The sequence below is a fragment of the Desulfitobacterium sp. genome, from assembly GCF_035539115.1.
GTDB lineage: Bacteria > Bacillota > Desulfitobacteriia > Desulfitobacteriales > Desulfitobacteriaceae > Desulfitobacterium_A.
This window is the reverse complement of record NZ_DATLJA010000029.1, coordinates 159,304-179,790: the sequence shown is the minus strand read 5'-3', so window position 1 is coordinate 179,790 and position 20,487 is coordinate 159,304. Positions and strand designations below refer to the sequence as shown.

The window sequence follows — 20,487 nt, the reverse complement described above, 5'->3', positions numbered from 1 at the left end:
AAAACCCGGCTTTCGCCGAGCTTTGCGATAAAGAAGACTTGGCCAGCGCCAAAGCGATGGCCTTAGTCGCCTTATCCTGCCGGACTTAACTACTTGCATCGTAGGAAAGCGAAAACCGCTGGTTGCACTTATGCTATCTGCCCAAAATTTATACTTTCTTACGAAAATGGACTACATTTTCATACCTCCCTGTGAATCGGCAGGTTCATGGAAGTTTCTGTTAGTATAAAAAAAGCCTGGAAAACCAGGCTTGGTGTTTGAAATATTTTAAATTGGCAACCATTTCTTAGTTGGATTCTTCCGCTGCTGCATTTGCTGCGGCTGCTAAGTTAATCGGCCGAATAGGCATAATAGTTGATATCGCGTGCTTATATACCATCTGTTGTTTACCGTCAAAGTCCACTACTACTGTAAAGTTGTCAAATCCTCGAACGATTCCTTTCAGTTGAAACCCGTTAACTAAATAAATCGTTACGGGTAAGTTTTCTTTGCGTACCTGGTTTAAAAAAGTATCTTGTAAATTGATGGGCGATTTATTCATGTATTTCCCTCCATCACCAGCTATTTCTATTTCTATCTATTTATTTTACACGACTTTAAAGCCCTCTGCAAGTCTTACGGATCTCTTCAGTAATATTTGATAGGTTTTCGATTTCCGTATCATACCACTGAATTCGAGGATCCCTTCGGAACCATGTTAATTGGCGTTTGGCAAAATGCCGGGTATCCCGTTGAAAGATGCGCAGCATTTCTGGAAAAGTCACTTTTCCCGTTAAAGCCCAGATGGCATGACGGTAGCCAATACTTTGGAGAGGTTTTAGTCGAGGATCATATCCGTCCTTGAGCAAAGCTAAGGTTTCGTCGAGAAGGCCTTGGTGTAACATTTCTTCACAGCGCCGATTGATCCGGTCATAAATGACTCCTCGAGAAGCCGTCAATCCAATATAAAAAATGGCAGGATCTAAGGGTGGATATTCATAATCAAGGTTTCCCCTCTGCTCGGAAAAGGGTTTTCCTGTGAGGTCAAAAACTTCCAAAGCACGGATAATTCGCCTTGTGTCATTCGGGTGAAGACGCCCTGCGCTGGCAGGGTCACGTTTTGCGAGCATCTGATGAAGTTTTTCCTTGCCCTGCAAATTTAGAAAATTCGCCCAACTTTCACGGATTTCTGCCGAACTATTTTCACTGAAAGCGAAAGGATCAAGCAACGAACGGATATAAAGACCTGTCCCCCCAATGAGCAAAGGAACCTTACCCCGACTCTGGATCTCTTGAATTTGGGCTGAAGCCATTTTTTGAAACTGGGCAACTGTAAAGGGTTCAGTCGGATCCAGAATATCCAAAAGGTAATGGGGTATATTTTGTTGTTCTTCACGAGTCGGTTTGGCCGAACCGATATTAAGCCTCTGATAAATTTGGATCGAGTCACCTGAGATAATCTCTCCATCAAGGGATTGAGCGAGCATAACACCTAAAGCAGATTTGCCTACTGCGGTTGGGCCAACAATAATAATAAGGGGCTTCAAAACGGTTCCTCCTTGGTTAAGCAACAATCAATGATTCCATAATTAACTTGGCTATAACGTCCTCCGGCAAAAACCTGAAAACCCAAATAAGTAAATTCTGAACTGCCTTTTCGTTCTTTGAGGACAACGCGCGAGCGTGCGACACGACAGGCTTCTCGCACAGCTTCCGGGCGCAAAGGATGATGATCTGACCAGGCGTGTAAAGGAAGGATCGAGGACGATTTCACCCGGGTATGGCGGAACATTGGGTCAAAATAGACTACATCAACCGAGGAATCAGGAAGATCGGCGAGAAATTCCTGATGATCCCCCCAGATGACTTCAATTCGCTGCGAGGCCAAGATGAGCTCCTGCCAGGCGTGGAGTTTGTCAGGGTTTAGAATCCGGGGTAATTTTTTATGCTTTAAGGATTGTAACCCTTCCTTAATGAGAGCAGCAATGAGCGGCGAGTGCTCAACTGCAATAACCTTGCCCCTCTCCCCTACTTTCCAGGCGGCGACTAAGGCATCCGTACCCAGTCCTAAAGTCGCATCAAGACAGGTCTGACCCGGCTCAAGCTCGGTTGCAGCAAGGAAACGATCTTGCTCTCCACGAAGGCCTTGCAAAATCCGGATGATGGCTAGGTTGGGATGAAAGCTTAAACGATTCTGACCGTCATCCAGAAAAGTACCCTTACGGGTGAGGTGTAAAATCGGCAATAAATTAGGTATGTCCGTTTGGAAGGAACAACCCGGCTGGGCCATAAACCAACTCATTTTAGCCTGCAAGGCTGGATCTGCCGGATGAGTTAATTTAATTGTTACAGGCATATTTTTCAAAAAGAATGCACTCCAAATACTCATTGCAAGGTATAATGTTAATTTCTTCCCTCTCTTAGGTGCGATAGAATCGTTTTGCTAAGTCGTTACGTGTAAGCTTAGTTATTGTGGGCCGGCCATGAGGGCAGGTATAAGGATTTTCGGTTTTGCTCAGTTGAACAAGAAGTTCTTGCATTTCGAGCTGAGAAAGAGTTTCTTTGGCTTTAATGGATTCCTTACAGGCAAGCATATAAATCCATTCTCGTAAAAGTTCATCAAAGGTGGGTTGATTTTGCTTGAAAACTACCTCTTCGAGAAACTGCCTTAATAGTTCTTCCCCTGAATAAGGACCGCTATAAGCAGGTACCCCGCGGATTAAATACGTTCTTCCCCCAAAGTGTTCGAGGACAAAGCCCATGTCTGTTAAGTGGGGTAAGTTTTCCAGTAAGGCCTGTTCTTCAATCGGGGAAAAATCAACTGGAGTTGGAATCAGGAGAGTTTGGCTGGCTCCCGGATTGTGCTTGTGTTCCGCCAACAAACGTTCATAATTAATTCTCTCGTGGGCAGCGTGTTGATCAATTATGACCAAAGCTTCATCAGATGTGGCCAGGATGTAGGTCCCAAAAATCTGGGCCAACGGTCGAAGCGCTAATAAGGAATGAACTTCTTCTCTAGTCAGCAAAGAAGCATCGTATTCCTGAGGAGAAACTGTGTTCTCCAGGGCGTTAGGAGGTAAAACCTGTTGAGCATTACGGCTAACAGTCGTATCAATTTTGAAGGTTTGCTGAGTCAGAGAGGCCATCTCAGTCTCAAAAGTCGGCTTCGCCCCATATCTATTAAGCGCTTCTTGTGCCTTTGGCGAGAGGGAGTTCTCATTATCATCAAGCTGCGTTTGCGATTTAAATAGCTCAGGGCGGGTCAAGGAAGGAAAGAAAAGTTTGGATTGGCTAGGGCTAGCAGTTGACCCTTGAGAATTAGACAAGCGCTCGTAGGGAGTTACAGGATGGCTGGCAAGAAGCGTTTGGCGAACGTGATCTGAGATGAACTGGGCCAAACCTTTTTCATTTTGAAAACGTATTTCCATTTTTGTGGGATGAACGTTGACATCATATTCATGCGGAGGAAGAATTAGATTTAGGACGATTATCGGATAAAGCCGATTCGGAATCAGCGTATGATATCCTTCGGAAATAGCACGACTCAAGAGTTTTGAACGGATGATCCGGCCATTTACGATCAAAATTTCTTCCTGACGATTGGAACGAACTAAATCTGGCGGGCTGATATAACCCTCAAGGCTCCATTCCTCATAAGTAGAAGATAAGGGAATAAGTTGTCGGGCTAATTTTTGCCCATAGATCGTACCGATACTCTCGAGTAGTTTTCCCCGTCCTGGTGTTTGAAAAACGACTTGTCTAGGATGTTTTAGGGTAAAGGAAACATCGGGGCGGGCTAAAGCCAAGCGTCCTAGCGTCTCCGAAATGAGCCCGAATTCTGTATTTTGAGATTTGAGGAATTTCCGGCGAGCCGGGGTGTTAAAGAATAAATCTTCGACGGTTATGGTTGTGCCCGGTGGACATCCCATTTCCTGAAGCTCACCTTGATCTCCCCCAATAAGTTTTAGACTCATTCCCAGAACGCTATCCATGGGGCGTGAAGTAATATCCATGCGCGATACCGAGGCAATACTCGGGAGCGCCTCTCCTCGAAAGCCTAAAGTTTGGAGCTCATTTAAATCCTCGATTTGCCGAATCTTGCTCGTTGCATGGCGTAGCACAGCTTGGGGCAAATCTTCAGCAGAAATTCCACTTCCGTCATCACGAATACGGATTAGGGGTACTCCATTTCCTTCAATCGTAATCTCAATCTGTTTTGCTCCAGCATCCAGCGAATTTTCTACTAGCTCCTTAACGACCGACACAGGTCGTTCGACGACTTCACCAGCAGCAATCTGATTCGCGGCTTGTTGATCAAGGACTTGAATTTTTGAACTCAAAGGCTTCTTACCCCCTCATGTACATCCCAAAACTGAATCAAATCCTGTGATTGATCCTGTAGTAGAACACTTGTTTTGCGGCCCATGAAATCTTCCCATAGATCTTCTCCTGCTTGACGGCAAGTTGAACAGGCCTGAAAAGGAATTCTAATAAGGGCAAATCTTTCTCCAGTAGAGGCGTGCTGACTTTCGATGAGAACAGTACCACCGCACTGATTACAAATTCGAATTCGATCCTGGCGGATTTCTTGAATTCCTTCCGTATCATAATAAACAGAGTGTGGAATATAGGCCCATTTTCCAGCGGGTAAGGATTTTTCCTCGCGAATGGTCCAGTGAGGATTGGCTTGTTTGTTATTTACCTTTAATTCTTTGACATAGTGTTTTAATTCTTGAAAATTAAGTAGAGGACGCTGCGGCTTTTGAGGCTCTTGAACATGGCTGTAATCTTCACCCGCTAAGGCCAAAAAAATAGCCAGATTAACATAGGGTAGAGCACTTTCGATGGAATACCCACCTTCTAAAACTGCAAGATCAGGACGAATCAATTCGGTAATTTTTCCATATCCCCGAGCGGTTACATTCATAGAAGCCAGCGGATCTGTAAAATGATTATCCTGACCCGCAGAATTGATCACTAAGTCAGGCTTGAATTCACGTAAACGGGGTAAAATCCAGTCTTCGAGAATATAGTGGATTCCTTCATCTCCCGTTCCTGGCGGTAAGGGAATGTTTAAGGTTTTATCCCAAGCATTAGGTCCTCCCTTTTCGTTCGTAAATCCGCTTCCCGGGTAAAGCGTCCGTCCGTCTTGATGGAGGGAAACATAAAGAACTTGGGGATCATGGTAGAAAATATCCTGTGTTCCGTCGCCATGATGAACATCTGTATCGACAATGGCGATTTTCTTAATCCCATATTTCGTTCTTAAGTGATTGACCAGAATAGCCTCATTGTTTAGTGTACAGAAGCCCCGGTTGCCGAGTACAGTTGCTCCAGAATGATGTCCAGGGGGTCGAACAAGAGCGAAACCATTCTGAATTTCGTGTTGTGCCCAAGCTTCTCCTAAAACGATGGCACTCCCTGCAGCAATCAAATGGGCGGTAAGATCAGGCTGATCAGGACTTGGAAATAGTGCTTGTGTTCGGAGAACTTCATGTATGGATGCAAGTCCGGGAGAGTATTGCTTGACCTGAGGTAATTCCATGACCCCTTCTTCAAAAAACTGTTCTTGGGTATAGAGAAGTCGCTCTTCCCGTTCAGGGTGAGTATCCCCTAAAGACCAATCAAAGGCTGGAAAGAAAAGGATTCCACTGCGTTTCATGGTTTAAGCCTCCCTCGTACTCCCGGTGGGACCAAAAGTGAACCACGGACGATTTGACCGACGGTTTGATAGCCTTTGACGATGGGGAAAAAATCAAAGGGTTGGATTAAAGGATCACTGAGTTCAATTCCTTGATCTCGAGCGATTTGTTCGGCAATCTCCTGTAAAAACTCTTCAACTTCTTTATGCGGTTTCCGAGAACCTAACCATTCCCCTTGTTGACCGGTTTCTTCGATTCGATAACGGTTCATTGAGGTATCTAAATGTAAAGTGCAGGAGAAGGTTGGACGCGCTAAAGCCGCACCGATAGCATTCGAAACCTCGGGGTAATCTCCGATCCTGACAGGGATATGTAAGCGAGTACCCAACGCGTTGACGAGTCCAGGGGCTCCTCCACCGCTCACCCAAATATAAAGATTGTGGTAATCGTGAGGATGTAAGACCTCCCAAACCTTATAAGCGGGCTCTTCGCGCCATTCTTGGTTTAAACTGTCAACCGCTTCGGCGATGTTATCCGCCAAACGGGTTAAAATATCTTCTGCAAGTTGCTGAAGGTGTGAGGCGTCTCGGAAACTCTCAGGCAGGAGTTGAGCTAGGCCTTCTTCTGCTTTGAGGCGATTCCCGTAGGGAATGAGATCGAGATAACGCATCGCATCCGTTGGTGTCGGAGCGGGTCCGCCTAGACAGTAGGCTGGACCGCGCCGATAGGGCGCAATCTTAAAGCCGTCTCCCTCAGATAGGATCGTGGAGTCCCCACCCGCGGGGATTGAGCGTACAGCAAGAGTACGCACTAAAGTGGAAAAAGAGCCGATTTCTGCCCCATGTGAGCTCATGAGGGGTTCGCCTGACAGGATGAGACCAATATCAGTGGTTGTTCCCCCAATATCTACGACCACAAAAGATTGGTCAGGTTCAGACTGGGCTAGAGCACCTAAGATGCTCGCAGCCGGACCAGAATAAATAGATTCGACAGGACGTAACTTTTGTAGTGGCAATACTCCTCCATCTGCCTTCAAGACAAAGATCTGAGCAGAAGAGCCTTTCTGAACTACGGCTTGTTGTAATTGCTCAGCAAATTTTTGGTAAATCTCTGAAGTTGCTAAGTTAAGATAAGCGGTCAAGCTTCTTCGGTAAAAGTTAGCTTGTCCCCACTCGTGGCCTAAGCTTAAGTCGAGGTCTGGACAGTGTTTGTGAAGGAAAAGCGCTAAATTATGCTCATGAAGATCATTGCGATGCGAAAATTTGCCGACGATGGCCACTTTCGCCTGGGGAAATTCCTGATAACGATTAAGTAGTCGACGCCATTCGAGTTCATCGGGGGGAGAAATCTCTCGGCCTCGATAATCAAGCTCTCCTTTTAATACCTGATAAGAGACTGGCCAAGTCAAGGAATCAAGACTCATCCCTGATCCTGGAAAGAGCAAAAGATCAACCTCAGGTAGCCTCTGCTGAAGGATAGCATTAGTAATCAGGGTTGTGCTAACCGTAATTTGGGCAACTGGCTGATGATAGATCTTTAAAACCTCAAGGGCTTGAAGAACAGTACCCAACAAGTTGTCCGGTCGAGTGGCAATTTTAGCTTTTTCGAGAATCACATTCTCCTTAAGAAGAACGGCATCTGTAAAAGTTCCCCCCACATCGATACCAACTTGGATTTCTATTGGGCGCACGATTAATTCCTCCAATCCGTGATTAAGCTTATAAGGTTTCTAAAGCCTTAATCCGTTCCCTTAGGTCATAGAGATACTCCTGTGCTTGACGAGGAGTTAAATCATCAACATTAATCTCCGAAATTTCTTGGAGTAAGGGGTGAAGTGCCGGTAGTTCAAATAGAGCGAGTTGAGTTGTCGCTTCCGGCCGAAAAGACTTTTCCTTAAGCGTGGAGGAAGCTTCAAGCTGCTGAAGAATGATTCTAGCCCTTTGTAAGAGTGAGGCAGGCAGCCCAGCAAGTTTGGCGACTTGAATTCCGTAGCTTCGGTCGGCTCTACCAGAAATGATTTTATGGAGAAAGATAATATCTTCGCCGTGTTCGCGTACCCCAACGTGTAAGTTAAAAATTCCAGGCAAAGTATCCTCCAGAGTTGTCAATTCATGATAATGGGTCGCAAAAAGGGTTTTTGGTTTGATTTTCTGATCGGCAAGATATTCCGTGACAGCCCAGGCGATACTTAACCCGTCAAAGGTTGCTGTCCCCCTACCGACTTCATCAAGTATGACCAGACTGTGCTCTGTGACGTGATGGAGAATATACGCGACTTCCCGCATCTCAACCATAAATGTGCTCTGCCCGGAGGCTAGGTCATCTGAAGCACCAACCCGAGTGAAAATGTGGTCGACGATCGAGATACTGGCTTTTTCAGCCGGGACAAAGCTACCGATCTGAGCCATCAGCACAATCAGAGCAACCTGTCGCATATAGGTGGATTTTCCGGCCATATTCGGACCAGTAATTAAAGCAAGATGTTTGGAATGGGTGAGAAGTGTGTCGTTAGGAACGAAGGTGTCATCCTCGAGCATATTTTCCACAACAGGATGACGTCCTTCAAGAATCTGAATTTCCCCCCCTTGCGTGATTTCAGGGCGAACATAGTGATGACGGATGGCTACTTCAGCCAAGCTGACAAAGATATCAATTTCCGCAAGGGCATGAGCGGCATTTATAATCTGAGGAATATGTCTGCGCACAGTCTCACGAAGTTCTAAAAAGAGTTGATATTCCAATTGAATGATTTTATCCTCTGCCCCAAGAATTTTTTGCTCATATTCCTTCAATTCGGGGGTAATAAAACGTTCAGCGTTAGCTAAGGTTTGTTTACGGATGTACTCGGGGGGAACGAGTTGAGCATTAGCATGGGTGACTTCGATATAATAGCCGAAAACCTTATTATAGCCAACTTTTAAAGAACGAATCCCCGTGCGTTCCTTCTCTTGCGCCTCTAATTGAGCGACCCAATCTTTACCTCCTGAGGAGGTCCCCCTGAGTTCATCAACTTCAGCGGAATAACCCGTTTTGAGCAGATTTCCTTCTTTTAAGGAAAGGGGAGCTTCAGGATTGAGTGCGTCCTCAAGTTTTTCGGCCAATTCATCCAATCCTGTGAGATGATCAAGATAGTTTTTTAAGGATTCAGAATGGCTGGCGGACAGGGCCGAGCAGATTTTAGGTAAAGTTGCCAAGGTCTGCTTCAAAGCAAGTAAATCGCGTGCATGGGCAGTTCCAAAGGAGACTTTTCCCATCAGGCGTTCGAGGTCATATATTCCAGTCAGTAATTGAGACAAATCTCCGCGCAAAAAACTATCTTCAGTTAAATCGCCAATGATCTCCAGACGATGCTCAATTTCTGGTTTCACGATGAGTGGTTGCTCGATCCAATGTCTTAAAAGCCGTCCGCCAAAGGCGGTTTTCGTCAGATCGAGAACAGCAAGGAGCGTTCCTTTTTTCCCCTGTCCCCGAAGGGGCTCGGTTAATTCGAGATTACGGCGGGTCCATTGATCGAGGATCATCCAGTGATCAGGACGATAGGTTTGAATCTCAAGAATATGGGTTAGTTCATTACCAGGCAGAGTCTCCTCAAGGTAATTCCAGAGGGCATTGGCAGCCTTGGCAGCCACCGGGGACTCAGCGAGGAGAGCTTGCTGCTTTTGAAAACGTTCATAAATTAAGTCGGTTTGGGTAAACGATTTCCGGTCCCGGGTTGTGATAAAATACTCCCGCCAGTGTTTTAAGCGGACGAGTTCTGGAGGAAGGACGAGTTCCGCAGGATGAATTCTGGACAATTCGGTGAGAACGATATCTAAAGAAGCATTTTCGAAAATCGTGAATTCTCCAGTAGAGACGTCAAGAAAAGCTAAGCCCCAATTGGTTTCGTGAAAAATCGAGGCTAAATAATTGTTCATTCTCTCGGCAATGGATTCAGTTTGGGTTCCGGGTGAAATAATCCGGATAATTTCACGGCGCACAATTCCTTTCGCCAAATGCGGGTCCTCGACTTGCTCACAAATTGCAACTTTATAGCCCGCAGCAACAAGCTTGTTGAGATAATTCTCGACGGCATGATAAGGTACGCCACACATGGGTGTCCGCTCTCCCCCGCCCGTTTCTCGCCCGGTCAAGGCTATTTCCAGAATGGGAGCAGCTGTTAAGGCATCCTCCGCGAACATCTCATAAAAATCTCCGAGACGGAAAAAGAGAAGGGCATCGGGAACTTGTGCTTTAATGGATTTATATTGAACCATCATTGGAGTTGTCATCGTTCATAAGCCTCCAAAGAATTAAAAGTAGTGTACTGAAAATAGAACATATCAAAATGACAAAAATATTCTAAAGGGAAGAGCACTAAACTCTTCCCTTCTCTTTTAGGCTTAGGGTATTGAACGTTGGATTACTAGAGTATAGTCTTAACAGCCTTCACAACTACATCCACCCTCGCTATCACCACACCCTGACCCGCAGGTAGAACAACCTGAAGCCTGATCTTGATCTGCAGCAATGGCACTCGCTAAAATCGAGTTTATGCTATCAAGCATTTGCGTAAAGTGATCTTGGGTTTGCAAATAGGCAGAGATTAAAGGGTGACTTTCAACAGTCTTTTCCATTTCGTCAATTGCCTTTTGGTCCTTTTCCGAGAGCTCCTGACCTCCAGATTGAAGATCGAAGAACCGTTGCTGTTCCTGATTGAAATCAGCAATAATTTTTTGAGCCTGCTCATCTGCCAGCATTGCTTGTTCGGCTGTTCTTAAATCTTCAAGTTCAGAACTTTGACCAATTGCTGCTGCTAGGGCTTCGGCTTTTGCCAAGATATCCGCCGTCATTAAAACACCTCCATGGAGTTCATTCTACACTATTTAAGAGATTCCTGCTATCTAGGTTAAATCTCTTAACGCTTTAATGTTCGCTTAAAATTTCGCCTAAGAGTGTCCATGAACGTGCTTCCCGCATACGTACCTTAACGAGTGTACCTTTAAGCTTGGGATCACCTGGGAAGACCACAAGTTCGTTGCCCCGCGTACGACCTGTTAAACGGTCAGGATTCGATTTGCTGGGGCCTTCCACGAGAACTTCGTAGATTTTACCGACCATCGCTTTCCGCCATTCCAAGCTTTGGGCATTCTGGTGATTCATGAGGTACTGCAGACGACGTTTTTTGACATCTAGGGGAATTTGATCCGTCATCACTGCGGCCGGTGTCCCGGAACGTTTGGAGTAAATAAAAGTGAAGGCTTGGCTATAATGGACTCGACTAATAATATCCAAAGTTTGCTCGAAATCTACCTCTGTTTCTCCAGGGAAGCCGACAATTAAATCGGTGGTTAAGCTGGCATCGGGGATAATCTCGCGGATCTTGGCGATCCGATCGAGATAGTATTCCCGTGTATACTTACGATTCATGTGCCTAAGAATTTCATTACTTCCTGCCTGGATAGGAAGATGAAAATGTTCACAGAGATGTTGTCCCGCAGCAACAGTTTCAATCAATTGATCCGAAAGATCCTTGGGGTGGGATGTTAAAAAGCGGACGCGGAGCAAACCTGGAATCTCGTCAACCTGCTTGAGTAAATTGGCAAAATCATAGGAAATATTCAAGTCATGGCCATATGAATTGACGTTCTGCCCCAGTAACGTGATTTCCTTGCAACCAGACGCTACGAGCTCTTGAATTTCGCGGATAATATCTTCAGGTTTCCGGCTTCGTTCCCTCCCCCGAACATGGGGAACAATACAATACGTGCAAAAGTTATTGCAGCCATAGCTGATATTGACATTTGCTTTTAACTTCCCCTTCTCAGCCAACGGAGTAGCCTCGAAGGCCGGTCCGGGTTCTTTCCAGACTTCAGCTACTTTCTGATTATCTTCGGCCAGCCGGATGAGACGGCCAAATTCCGGAAGATTGTGTGTCCCTGCCCAGATATCCACATGAGGGGCTCGGTGTTGTAGACGCTCTAGGGCACCTGGTTGTTGCACCATGCATCCTGAAACGGCAATTTTTAAGTGGGGATTTCTTTCTTTAAGCTTTTTCAATTCTCCAATTTTACCAAGAATCTTATTTTCAGCGCTTTCACGAACGCAACAGGTATTGATAATCACGAGATCAGCGTTTTCTAGATCGTCGGTACGCGTATATCCTTCTTGAGCGGAAATTTCAGTTAACGTATCGGCATCACGTTCAGACATTTGACACCCATAGGCTAAAGTAACGACTTTTTTATTATTAGTGGACATTCCTTTTATTCAGCTCCTGACCTATCGTTGGATTCATCTATAATTATGACGAAGAAAATGGGGTTTGGCAAGAGGATACATATCCTTCCTTCGTTTGGGTTATTCTTAAACACGGAGGTGATATGAATGCCAAATACTAATCCTGAGGTTTCTTGCAATGTAGTTGAATGCAAATACAATGAGTCAGCAAAATTATGTCATGCCGGTCAAATTCAAGTCACAAAGCATCATGCAGAGGTTCGGACGACAGAAGCTACCGATTGTGGAACCTTTGAACTGGGTGATGGAGGAGAAAAAGTTTGAGTGCTATCCATTCAGACTTTAGATTCCGTTAAACATGAAGTTAAATACGAGCAGAAAAAAAGGAACCGGGGCTCCCGATTCCTTTTTTTATTTTGGCGTAATCTCGTCAAAATTTAAGAAATATCATGGTCATTGGATTCATGGGTTTTGGTTTTTTCATCTGGCAAACATATACTGCGAAGCGGCCGGGCAGCACGTCGCTTATTCCGAACAAGGATAAAAATTACGCCTAGAATAACGAAGATAAGAAGATAAGTAACCCACGGGGGGCTCTTAAGTAAGGCTGGTTTAGGTATGACACTCCGATCTGAAGTGAGTAGTATCTCGTTAATCTTCTCCTTACCATCCCAGACTTCGACAGTTCCTAACGTTTGTCCTTGATCGACTTTCGTTAAATTTTTTGCTGAAGGAAAGATTTTTAGTGTAGGTTCTGAGCTGGCTTCGTTAATTTTATGGGTAATAAGGATGGGTTTTGCCAGGAGAAGATTAATCTCATCTGTTCCTATTGAAGTCTGGGTAATTGCACTACCTGCAGGTTTATAAACTGTAGTTTGAAATTGAGAAAAGCCATAGTTAAGAAGATTCTCCATATCGGTATAGATCTCTCGACCCGGTGATTTAAGGATAACCGCGATAAGATCTCGGCCGTTTTGCGAGGCTGAGGTCACTAAGCAATTCTCAGCGACAGCAGTATAACCCGTTTTCATACCGTTGACGGAAGGATTTTGTCCTAAAAGCTTATTTTCGTTAATCATTTCCCTAGGTACATTTGGGTTAGTGCGGGTTATCGTATGTTTTTTCGTTTGCACATAATCTCGAAATATCGGGTTTGCATAGGCTGCCTGGGCAATGCGGGCGAGATCATGGGCTGTCGTCAAATGTCCGGCTTCAGTCAGTCCGGTGGGATTTTTAAAGGTCGTATTCGTTAGCCCCAGAGACTTTGCCTTATCATTCATCATTGATACAAAATGAGGGAGATCACCCCCGATATGTTCAGCGACACCCACGGCAGCATCATTCGCCGAGTTGAGCAATAAGGCATAAAGAAGATCACGCAGGGACATTTTTTCTCCCGGTTCAAGATAGATCCGCGTACCATAAACAATTTGGTAATCGAGGATGCTTGAGCTTAAAGTAACGACATCATCGAGATTACCATTTTCGATTGCCAACAATCCGGTCATAATCTTAGTGGTACTTGCAGGCGCCAGCAGTTCATCTCCATTTTTGCTATATAACGTTTGCCCAGATTGAACATCAATTAGGTAAGCCCCTTCGCCATGAATTTGTGGAGGAGCAGAACTCGACAGCGCATAGACAGGAGAAACACTATTAAGCAGGATGAAGATTATGCTGACTAGAGCAGTGACGATTTTCAAGACTGATCCCCCTAGTTGAAGTAAGTATTATTTACGAGCTCGTTTGTAGAATAAGGCAACGGTACCTGGACCAGTGTGGCTGCCAACGACACAACCGATTTCACTGATCATGATACCCTTGACAGTGATATGTTTGCGGATTTCTTCAGCAAAAGCTTGGGTATCCTCCAAGCAGTTGGCATGAGAAATCCCAATAATTTGTTCTTCAGGCTGATCGATTTCCTGAAGCATAATCTCAAGGAGTTTACGAAAAGCGGCTTTACGCGAACGGACTTTAGCAAAAGGTTCAATGTGTCCATCAGGGGTTATATGTAAAACAGGTTTTACATCAAGTAGTCCCCCGATGAAGCCAGTCGTTTTGCTAACTCGGCCACCTTTGACCAAGTACTCCAGAGTATCAAGGGTGAAAATATAACGCATTTGATTCCGAAGCTGAAGAATGCGTACTTCAGCTTCTTCCCAAGAAGAGGCTGCTTTGAGCAGATGATTAACCTGAATTGCCAATAAACCATAACCAAAGGAAGCGCCTAGGCTGTCAATAATATGGATTTTTTCTGGGGCAGAACACATATCACGAACCATCAGGGCAGTTGCATAAGTCGAACTTAAACCTGAGGAAAGATGAATTGCCACAATTTCATGCCCGTTAGTTAGGATTTCTTCGTATTTTTCCTTAAGTATTCCGGGGTTAGGCTGGGAGGTCTTCGGTAATTCTTGAAAGGTGCCAAATCTCGAATAAAAGTTTTCAGAGAAAATATCTACTCCCTCGAGAAAGGTTTGTCCGTCAATATTCACGGCCATAGGAATAACAACAATTCCTTCTTCTTGGGCAACCTCTGGGAGAATATCCGCGGAACTGTCAACAACAACAACAAAAGCCATACAAAGCCCTCCTTAATGAGAGTAAAATTAATTCGGATGGTATCAAGGCATCCGTACTTTATTCGGGAAATTATTCTTTTTTCCTGCTACCTTAACAGTTTGGCTTAAAGATTAATATTTTAGGCGGCAAATAAGAACATATTTTCAGGGCATTAAAAAGCCCACCGTTTAGGTGAGCTTAAAAAGTCATTAAATCCTATACGTTTCCAACGTCAAGATGTCAATTTCTGGACAATGACGTGTTGTCCGATGGTGGTCATTAATGCAGGGAGATCTTGCTTCTTCACAAGTCGGTAGTTCACTTCTTCACCCTCGATCCAGGTTACAAGAAACATCGGAACACCTCCCATGGTATTTTGTATACATAATACCATGGGAAAATAGCAAATTCAAGCTTAGTATTTATTTAAATAGTGTTGAAAATAAATATCCATTTATGACGGGATTTTGGCGAGGACTTGCTCCCAGACTGGATACTTTCGAACATTAGCCACCCTACCCTCTTGGTCAAGAAAAACATGGGATGTTTTTCCTTCTGTTAAGAGAATAGTACCTTTCAGAACTTTGTAAGAAAAGATGATTATGCGCGAGGAAAGATTCTCCATGTGCGTATAGACTACTAGTTCATCGTCATATTTTGCTGGCCGACGATAGCGGCACGATGCTTCAACAACTGCAAGCGACAGACCTTGTTCTTCAAAAATAGTATAAGGTAAACCCAAATTGCGAAATAGCTCCGTTCTTCCAACCTCAAACCAAATCAAATAGTTGGAGTGATAAACGACACCCATTTGATCGGTCTCGGCATAACGGACTCTCAATTTAGTTTCGGAAGATAAAGACATCATAAACTCTCCTTCACCTTATGAGTAATTGGTGGAATCGCGAACTCAATAAAATCTATTATATCATTCAAGAATTGTGAGACCAACTTAAGATTCATCGAATTTGAAAGCTAGCGGGAAACTGTCTTCGCATCAGGTTTATGTTATAATGAAACAATGCATATCATCACAATGAAAAGGAGATTATCGAGTGGAGATCAATGCCCTAATCGAGAGAATTAACGAATTATCCCGCAAGCAGAGAAGCGTAGGCCTTGAAGAATGGGAGCAGGATGAACAGGAAGCTCTACGCCAGGAATATTTAGGCTTTATTCGTGGGCAGGTTCAGGAGTCGTTAAGCCAAGTTAAAGGTACAAACTAATAAAATTCAGGGTTTTAGTGAGGTTTATTTCATCGGTGAAGTAGGTCTCATTTTTTTTGCATGAATTCGAAAAACTAAAGCATACTATTTTTACGGAACGATTTAACGATTGTGTGAGCTAGAGTTTAAGGAGGGATCTTTTTGCCTGAACGTGTGATGAAATATGGTGGAGTTAAATTTCGAAACCTTGTACCCCCTGTCAAGATTAACCGATTCGTTAATAAATTGCCACACCATAAAAAGGATTCCCTGTTTGAAGTCGCTAGTGAGCTCAGTGAAGCTGGCTTGATAAAAATTCTGAATGAGCGCGAGCATAGTACAATTGATCAGGATTTAGTCGATGATCTCTCAAGCGAATCCTAGAAAATTAGGGAGATTTTGAGCATGTAAACGAGGCAGGATCAAACGTATCTTTCTGATCCTGCCTCGTTTTATTCTAGTTATATCAAGTAATGGGTATCACGATAATTTCTTAAAGAATTGTCACTGTTCCTTCATAGACAACCCCACCAAGGGCATCAACTGTGAGAAGTTGTCCGTCGGTAAATTTATCCATTACCCCTTGAACGCCTACAATTGCAGGAATACCGTAATTAAGAGCGGCTATGGCAGCATGCGACGTTAATCCACCTTCCTCGATCACCAAAGCCCCCGCTCGGGAAATCAAGGAAATATATTCAGCATCCGTAAACCTTGAGACGAGAATATCTCCGTCTTCAAAGGGTGTCGTCTTCGGATCATGAATAAGACGTGCTGGACCGTAAGCGGATTTACGACCGATACCCGTCCCTTTGGCGACAACAGTACCCATAATTTGGACCTTGATCATATTAGTTGTTCCCACTTTTCCAACTGGTACCCCTGCAGTAATTACAACGATATCTCCAGTCTTAATCAAGTCATGGGTTAACGCTTCATTGACAGCGCTCGCTATAAGTTGATCGGTGCCAGAACGTTCGGAGATAATCAAGGGAGTGATACCCCATTGCAATGTAAGCTGCCGTGCTACCGAATCAAAGGGAGTAGCAGCAATAATTAAGGATTTGGGTCGATATTTAGAAATCATCCGGGCGGTTAAACCAGAATGTGTGGGAGTCAAAATAGCCGAAGCGTCCAAGTCATGGGCAATGGTATAACTCGCATAACTAATCGCTTCAGCTACGTTCAGATGAGGATGACGTGAAGTCTGCCCGTCAAAATAACCAGTTTCCGTATGACGCGCAATTTTATCCATCATTTCCACGGCTTCAACCGGATACTGTCCCGCGGCAGTTTCACCGGAAAGCATGATCGCATCTGTTCCATCTAAAATTGCATTAGCCACATCACTCGCTTCGGCTCGCGTTGGGCGGGGTTGGCGGATCATCGAATCGAGCATTTGCGTCGCGACAATGACCGGTTTACCTAAGAGATTACATTTGCGGATCATTTCTTTTTGAGCCATGGGCACTTCTTCTACTGGAATCTCAACTCCTAGGTCTCCCCTAGCGATCATCAAGCCATCTGCGACTTCGAGGATGGTATCAAGATTGTCTAGACCCTCGCGGCTTTCAATTTTGGCGATGATTTTTACACTCGCTTTTGCCTGTTCGACAATTCTGCGAACAGCAAGAATGTCTGATGCTTTGCGGGTAAAGGACGCTGCAATAAAATCAATGCCTTGGTCAATTCCAAAACGAATATCGCTAATGTCCTTCTCGGTGACAGCAGGAAGCTGAATCGGAATTCCTGGGACATTAACTCCCTTTTTAGATTTGAGAATGCCTTCGTTACAAATACGAGTGTGAATCTTTCCGTTTTGGGTAGACTCGACCTCTAAGTCGATTAAACCGTCATCTAAAAGAATATGCGTTCCGGGGATCACTTCCTGCCAAAGGTTAGGATAGGTAATTCCCACTCTTTCAGAAGAACCTAGGCCTTCAAGCTCGGTATCAAGAATGAAAGGCGCCCCATTCTTTAATTCAACACCCGTTTCCGGCACCATGACTGTCCTAATCTCCGGACCTTTGGTGTCTAATAAAATGCCGAGATGTTTTCCTAATTTCTTGGCTTCTTCTTTTAAAATTCGAAACCGTTGACCATGTTCCTCATGATTACCATGAGAAAAATTAAGCCGAGCAACATTCATACCGGCCAAGAGAAGTTTTTTAACTTTTTCAGGAGAGTCACTGGCCGGGCCTATCGTACAGACGATTTTTGTCCTTCTCATCTTATCCTCCCTATATTTTAAGTATTTTCGTTATAGGTTATAATCCCTTATGAGAGATAAAGCTGACGAGGTCAATAACTCGGTTTGAATAGCCCCATTCATTATCATACCAGGCAAGAACTTTGACCATTCGATCCCCGAGCATCATTGTCGAAAGGCCATCTACGGTTGAGCTGTTCGGATTTCCATTAAAATCATGCGAGACTAGGGGTAAATCCGTATAGGCTAAATACCCTTTGAGCTTTCCTTCCGCTGCTTCCTTCAATTTAGCATTGACCTCTTCTTTGGTCGTGGGTTTCGTTAAGTTAGCGACAAAATCAACGAGGGAGACATTCGGAGTAGGAACTCGCACTGCCAATCCTGTTAATTTTCCCTTTAATTCCGGTAATACAAGAGCAACTGCTTTAGCAGCACCTGTGGTTGTGGGAATCATCGATTGGAAGGCGGCTCGAGCTCTCCGCCAATCCTTATGCTCCAAGTCAAGAATTCGTTGATCGTTGGTTACGGAATGGGTCGTAGTCATCATCCCTTGCTCGATCCCAAACGCGTCAAGTAAGACCTTAGCGACAGGGGCCAAACAGTTCGTGGTACAGGAGGCATTGGAGAGGACATGATGTTGGCGAGGATCATATTGCGCCTCGTTAACGCCCATGACAACAGTAAGGTCGTCATTCTTACCTGGCGCGGAAATGACAACCTTTTTGGCACCTGCTTGTAAATGAAGAGCAGCTTTATCTCGTTCTGTGAAATGTCCAGTTGATTCAATAACAATCTCCACACCGAGATCTTTCCAAGGAAGATTCTCAGGGTTCTTTTCAGCGAGAAATTGGATAGAATGTCCATTCACGCTCATTATATCCTTTTTCACTTCGACTTCATAGGGAAGAATTCCGTGAACAGAATCATATTTAAATAGGTGTCCTAGTAGATCCGTACTTCCTAAATCATTGACGGCAACAATCTCAAGCTGAGTTTTGCTTTCAAGGGCTGCTCTTAAGGATAATCTACCAATTCGTCCAAAACCATTGATGGCAACACGTGCTGTCATAATAATTGCCTCCTTTTATTCATTCAATCATTAAATCAAAAAATTTATTTCTCATATAGATTTTCCAAGAGGGATAAAAAAAATGCAAAGTTTATACTTTGCATTTTTATCTTACGTGCTTCACAGGTTTAAATATTTGCGTTTGCAGGAGGAGTGGTTGAGGTCACGGCAATGGCTTGCTCCCCTGCTATATCTAAAATTTTCTCTAAAGTTTCGAAACGACTCACCTGACGGTTACAGGCCATTATTTCGGTCTTCGATTTTAGCATTTGGGCCTCATCCCAGTATTCACCAAGATTAATGATTTCATCGACAGTGCCTGGATTTTTGGGGTCGACGATATGCGGAGCGGTTCCGTCTAAGAGAGCAATATTGAGTTCGGGAATGACTAAGCCGTCAATGGAATTATTATCTGAAACCGGGACCGCCTTTAATCACGAAGATATGCGAGCGTCTGGTTCAATCATATAATTATAGAAGGAGTAAAAACCTTGATAAGTAATTGCCCCAGAAAACATTATTTTGATCTTAGCTTTATTTGCTATCGTGATGCTCCCTTTCGCGTAATTCCTCTGCAAGATTATAGTTATGCGGAATTTATTCTAAGATTGCCAGTGGACAAAAGATAAAAAAAATTCTTTTTCCTTTTCAGGGGGACTGTAACATTTCTGAATTTTCAAGTATAATCTAATTAGAGCCTTAGAGGTGAGAGTTAGTTTGTCGGACACGTTGGACCAAACACAAGGTGATTTGTGCTGCTACTTCCACTCAGGAGGCCGTGATTCTTGAGTAAAGGGAGGTAGTTTTTTTATGGCATTTGTAGACAAGGTTTTGGTTTGCCGCGACTGTGGTAACGAATTCGTTTTCTCAGTAGGTGAACAAGAATTCTTTGCCGAAAAAGGATTTGAGAATGAGCCTTCGCGCTGTCCGGCTTGTCGTGCTGTTCGTCGTCAAAGCACTGCAGGAGGTGAACGGCCTAAACGTGAGCTGTTCCCGGCTATATGTAGCGAATGCGGGGTTGAGACTCAAGTTCCTTTTCGCCCCTCTGGAGATAAACCTGTTTATTGTCGGGATTGTTATCAAAGATTAAGAGGTTTCTAAGCGTTGGGGATTAAGGTATCATAAGCATAAAAAGGGGCTGTCTCAAAATGATGTCAAATGACGTCCTTGAAGACAGCTCCTTTTCACTTTCTACAAGAATAAGAGTGTAAAATCAACCGAGATATCGCTGATTTTACACTCTTAAATTATTTTAGGAACACCAAAAAAGAGGATCCGTTTGAATCTCTCTAAAATCTTCCCTATTGAGGGCCCACTCAGAATTAAGCAACCTCTATTTCATGCAATAAGCAGCCGCATCTGTCTTTTTGGATTTTGTGGTGTAACTTATCTCCAAATGCTCCTTCAACTTGGATGGAGCGATTCATTCTGAGTATCGGCAGGCTTATCTTCCGCTAGGACAGTTTGCTCTTTTCATAATGCTCAATTAAAAGCGCCTCATCCTTACATCTCTTCCCATTCCAATGCGTACAATTAAGGCAGTTGACTTTCTCTCGCTTATTCTTAGTATCATAATGCCAGCACTTAGCCATCCTGCCTCAA

Annotated in this window: 19 protein-coding genes and 1 pseudogene; 4 read left to right on the top strand and 16 right to left on the bottom strand. The window is 44.1% G+C overall.

All coding sequences use genetic code 11. The features are described 5' to 3' along the window. Positions 1-286: 286 nt before the first annotated feature. From hfq to miaB, 9 genes are all read right to left on the bottom strand, one after another. Complete coding sequence (gene hfq / locus VM640_RS05915; RefSeq protein ID WP_325390492.1) at positions 287-541, bottom strand: RNA chaperone Hfq; 255 nt, start codon at positions 539-541, stop codon at positions 287-289. Positions 542-596: 55 nt separating this feature from the next. Beyond that, positions 597-1,526 (bottom strand): tRNA (adenosine(37)-N6)-dimethylallyltransferase MiaA, encoded by a 930-nt coding sequence (miaA, locus tag VM640_RS05910; RefSeq protein ID WP_325390491.1) that lies wholly within the window; start codon positions 1,524-1,526, stop codon positions 597-599. Beyond that, a complete protein-coding gene (locus VM640_RS05905) occupies positions 1,523-2,368 on the bottom strand; it encodes a class I SAM-dependent methyltransferase (protein WP_325390490.1) in 846 nt (281 codons plus the stop codon). The genes miaA and VM640_RS05905 overlap by 4 nt, the downstream gene beginning before the upstream one ends. Positions 2,369-2,399: 31 nt before the next feature. Then, positions 2,400-4,319 carry a DNA mismatch repair endonuclease MutL gene (gene mutL / locus VM640_RS05900; protein ID WP_325390489.1) on the bottom strand — a complete coding sequence of 640 codons (1,920 nt, stop codon included), beginning with the start codon at positions 4,317-4,319 and terminating at the stop codon, positions 2,400-2,402. After that, a complete protein-coding gene (locus VM640_RS05895; RefSeq protein WP_325390488.1) occupies positions 4,316-5,641 on the bottom strand; it encodes a histone deacetylase family protein in 1,326 nt (441 codons plus the stop codon). Before VM640_RS05895 ends, mutL begins: the two co-directional genes overlap by 4 nt. Beyond that, on the bottom strand, positions 5,638-7,302 hold the full coding sequence (locus VM640_RS05890; RefSeq protein WP_325390501.1) for a hydantoinase/oxoprolinase family protein: 1,665 nt from the start codon (positions 7,300-7,302) through the stop codon (positions 5,638-5,640). Before VM640_RS05890 ends, VM640_RS05895 begins: the two co-directional genes overlap by 4 nt. A gap of 37 nt (positions 7,303-7,339) precedes the next feature. Beyond that, a complete protein-coding gene (gene mutS / locus VM640_RS05885; protein ID WP_325390487.1) occupies positions 7,340-9,889 on the bottom strand; it encodes a DNA mismatch repair protein MutS in 2,550 nt (849 codons plus the stop codon). Positions 9,890-10,036: 147 nt separating this feature from the next. Beyond that, positions 10,037-10,450 (bottom strand): YlbF/YmcA family competence regulator, encoded by a 414-nt coding sequence (locus tag VM640_RS05880; RefSeq protein WP_325390486.1) that lies wholly within the window; start codon positions 10,448-10,450, stop codon positions 10,037-10,039. A 73-nt stretch (positions 10,451-10,523) separates the two neighbouring features. Further along, the gene (miaB, locus tag VM640_RS05875) at positions 10,524-11,858 is read right to left on the bottom strand and encodes a tRNA (N6-isopentenyl adenosine(37)-C2)-methylthiotransferase MiaB (RefSeq protein WP_325390485.1); all 1,335 of its coding nucleotides are present in this window, start codon (positions 11,856-11,858) and stop codon (positions 10,524-10,526) included. Positions 11,859-11,984: 126 nt separating this feature from the next. Between miaB and VM640_RS05870 the strand changes: the two genes are divergently transcribed. Continuing rightward, on the top strand, positions 11,985-12,161 hold the full coding sequence (locus tag VM640_RS05870; protein WP_325390484.1) for a DUF1540 domain-containing protein: 177 nt from the start codon (positions 11,985-11,987) through the stop codon (positions 12,159-12,161). Positions 12,162-12,274: 113 nt separating this feature from the next. Here the strand turns inward: VM640_RS05870 and VM640_RS05865 are convergent, their stop codons facing one another. From VM640_RS05865 to VM640_RS05850, 4 genes are all read right to left on the bottom strand, one after another. Next, positions 12,275-13,540 carry a D-alanyl-D-alanine carboxypeptidase family protein gene (locus tag VM640_RS05865; protein WP_325390483.1) on the bottom strand — a complete coding sequence of 422 codons (1,266 nt, stop codon included), beginning with the start codon at positions 13,538-13,540 and terminating at the stop codon, positions 12,275-12,277. A 27-nt stretch (positions 13,541-13,567) separates the two neighbouring features. Further along, complete coding sequence (locus tag VM640_RS05860; RefSeq protein ID WP_325390482.1) at positions 13,568-14,422, bottom strand: DegV family protein; 855 nt, start codon at positions 14,420-14,422, stop codon at positions 13,568-13,570. Between the two features lie 212 nt (positions 14,423-14,634). Next, the gene (locus VM640_RS05855) at positions 14,635-14,757 is read right to left on the bottom strand and encodes a hypothetical protein (protein ID WP_325390481.1); all 123 of its coding nucleotides are present in this window, start codon (positions 14,755-14,757) and stop codon (positions 14,635-14,637) included. A gap of 99 nt (positions 14,758-14,856) precedes the next feature. Continuing rightward, positions 14,857-15,267, bottom strand: coding sequence for an acyl-CoA thioesterase (locus VM640_RS05850; protein ID WP_325390500.1), 411 nt, complete (start codon positions 15,265-15,267; stop codon positions 14,857-14,859). Between the two features lie 190 nt (positions 15,268-15,457). Between VM640_RS05850 and VM640_RS05845 the strand changes: the two genes are divergently transcribed. Then, positions 15,458-15,628 (top strand): DUF896 domain-containing protein, encoded by a 171-nt coding sequence (locus VM640_RS05845; RefSeq protein WP_325390480.1) that lies wholly within the window; start codon positions 15,458-15,460, stop codon positions 15,626-15,628. A 141-nt stretch (positions 15,629-15,769) separates the two neighbouring features. Beyond that, a complete protein-coding gene (locus VM640_RS05840) occupies positions 15,770-15,991 on the top strand; it encodes a hypothetical protein (protein ID WP_325390479.1) in 222 nt (73 codons plus the stop codon). Positions 15,992-16,100: 109 nt separating this feature from the next. Here VM640_RS05840 and pyk read toward each other — a convergent pair whose 3' ends face one another. The 3 genes and pseudogenes from pyk to VM640_RS17160 form a co-directional block, all read right to left on the bottom strand. After that, on the bottom strand, positions 16,101-17,837 hold the full coding sequence (pyk, locus tag VM640_RS05835; protein WP_325390478.1) for a pyruvate kinase: 1,737 nt from the start codon (positions 17,835-17,837) through the stop codon (positions 16,101-16,103). Positions 17,838-17,874: 37 nt separating this feature from the next. Then, the gene (gene gap, locus VM640_RS05830) at positions 17,875-18,885 is read right to left on the bottom strand and encodes a type I glyceraldehyde-3-phosphate dehydrogenase (RefSeq protein WP_325390477.1); all 1,011 of its coding nucleotides are present in this window, start codon (positions 18,883-18,885) and stop codon (positions 17,875-17,877) included. Positions 18,886-19,103: 218 nt separating this feature from the next. Continuing rightward, positions 19,104-19,430, bottom strand: a pseudogene (locus VM640_RS17160) (PRK06851 family protein); the annotation flags it as partial. A 265-nt stretch (positions 19,431-19,695) separates the two neighbouring features. On the opposite strand from VM640_RS17160, the gene VM640_RS05820 reads away from it, so the two are divergent. Then, positions 19,696-19,986, top strand: coding sequence for a zinc-ribbon domain containing protein (locus VM640_RS05820; RefSeq protein WP_325390475.1), 291 nt, complete (start codon positions 19,696-19,698; stop codon positions 19,984-19,986). The last annotated feature ends 501 nt before the right edge of the window (positions 19,987-20,487 follow it).

Coding starts and splice junctions, on each gene's coding strand:
- hfq (WP_325390492.1), bottom strand. CDS start 541: ATGAATAAATCGCCCATCAATTTACAAGATACTTTTTTAAACCAGGTA.
- VM640_RS05905 (WP_325390490.1), bottom strand. CDS start 2,368: ATGAGTATTTGGAGTGCATTCTTTTTGAAAAATATGCCTGTAACAATT.
- VM640_RS05895 (WP_325390488.1), bottom strand. CDS start 5,641: ATGAAACGCAGTGGAATCCTTTTCTTTCCAGCCTTTGATTGGTCTTTA.
- mutS (WP_325390487.1), bottom strand. CDS start 9,889: ATGACAACTCCAATGATGGTTCAATATAAATCCATTAAAGCACAAGTT.
- VM640_RS05880 (WP_325390486.1), bottom strand. CDS start 10,450: ATGACGGCGGATATCTTGGCAAAAGCCGAAGCCCTAGCAGCAGCAATT.
- miaB (WP_325390485.1), bottom strand. CDS start 11,858: ATGTCCACTAATAATAAAAAAGTCGTTACTTTAGCCTATGGGTGTCAA.
- VM640_RS05870 (WP_325390484.1), top strand. CDS start 11,985: ATGCCAAATACTAATCCTGAGGTTTCTTGCAATGTAGTTGAATGCAAA.
- VM640_RS05860 (WP_325390482.1), bottom strand. CDS start 14,422: ATGGCTTTTGTTGTTGTTGTTGACAGTTCCGCGGATATTCTCCCAGAG.
- VM640_RS05855 (WP_325390481.1), bottom strand. CDS start 14,757: ATGTTTCTTGTAACCTGGATCGAGGGTGAAGAAGTGAACTACCGACTT.
- VM640_RS05850 (WP_325390500.1), bottom strand. CDS start 15,267: ATGTCTTTATCTTCCGAAACTAAATTGAGAGTCCGTTATGCCGAGACC.
- pyk (WP_325390478.1), bottom strand. CDS start 17,837: ATGAGAAGGACAAAAATCGTCTGTACGATAGGCCCGGCCAGTGACTCT.
- gap (WP_325390477.1), bottom strand. CDS start 18,885: ATGACAGCACGTGTTGCCATCAATGGTTTTGGACGAATTGGTAGATTA.
- VM640_RS05820 (WP_325390475.1), top strand. CDS start 19,696: ATGGCATTTGTAGACAAGGTTTTGGTTTGCCGCGACTGTGGTAACGAA.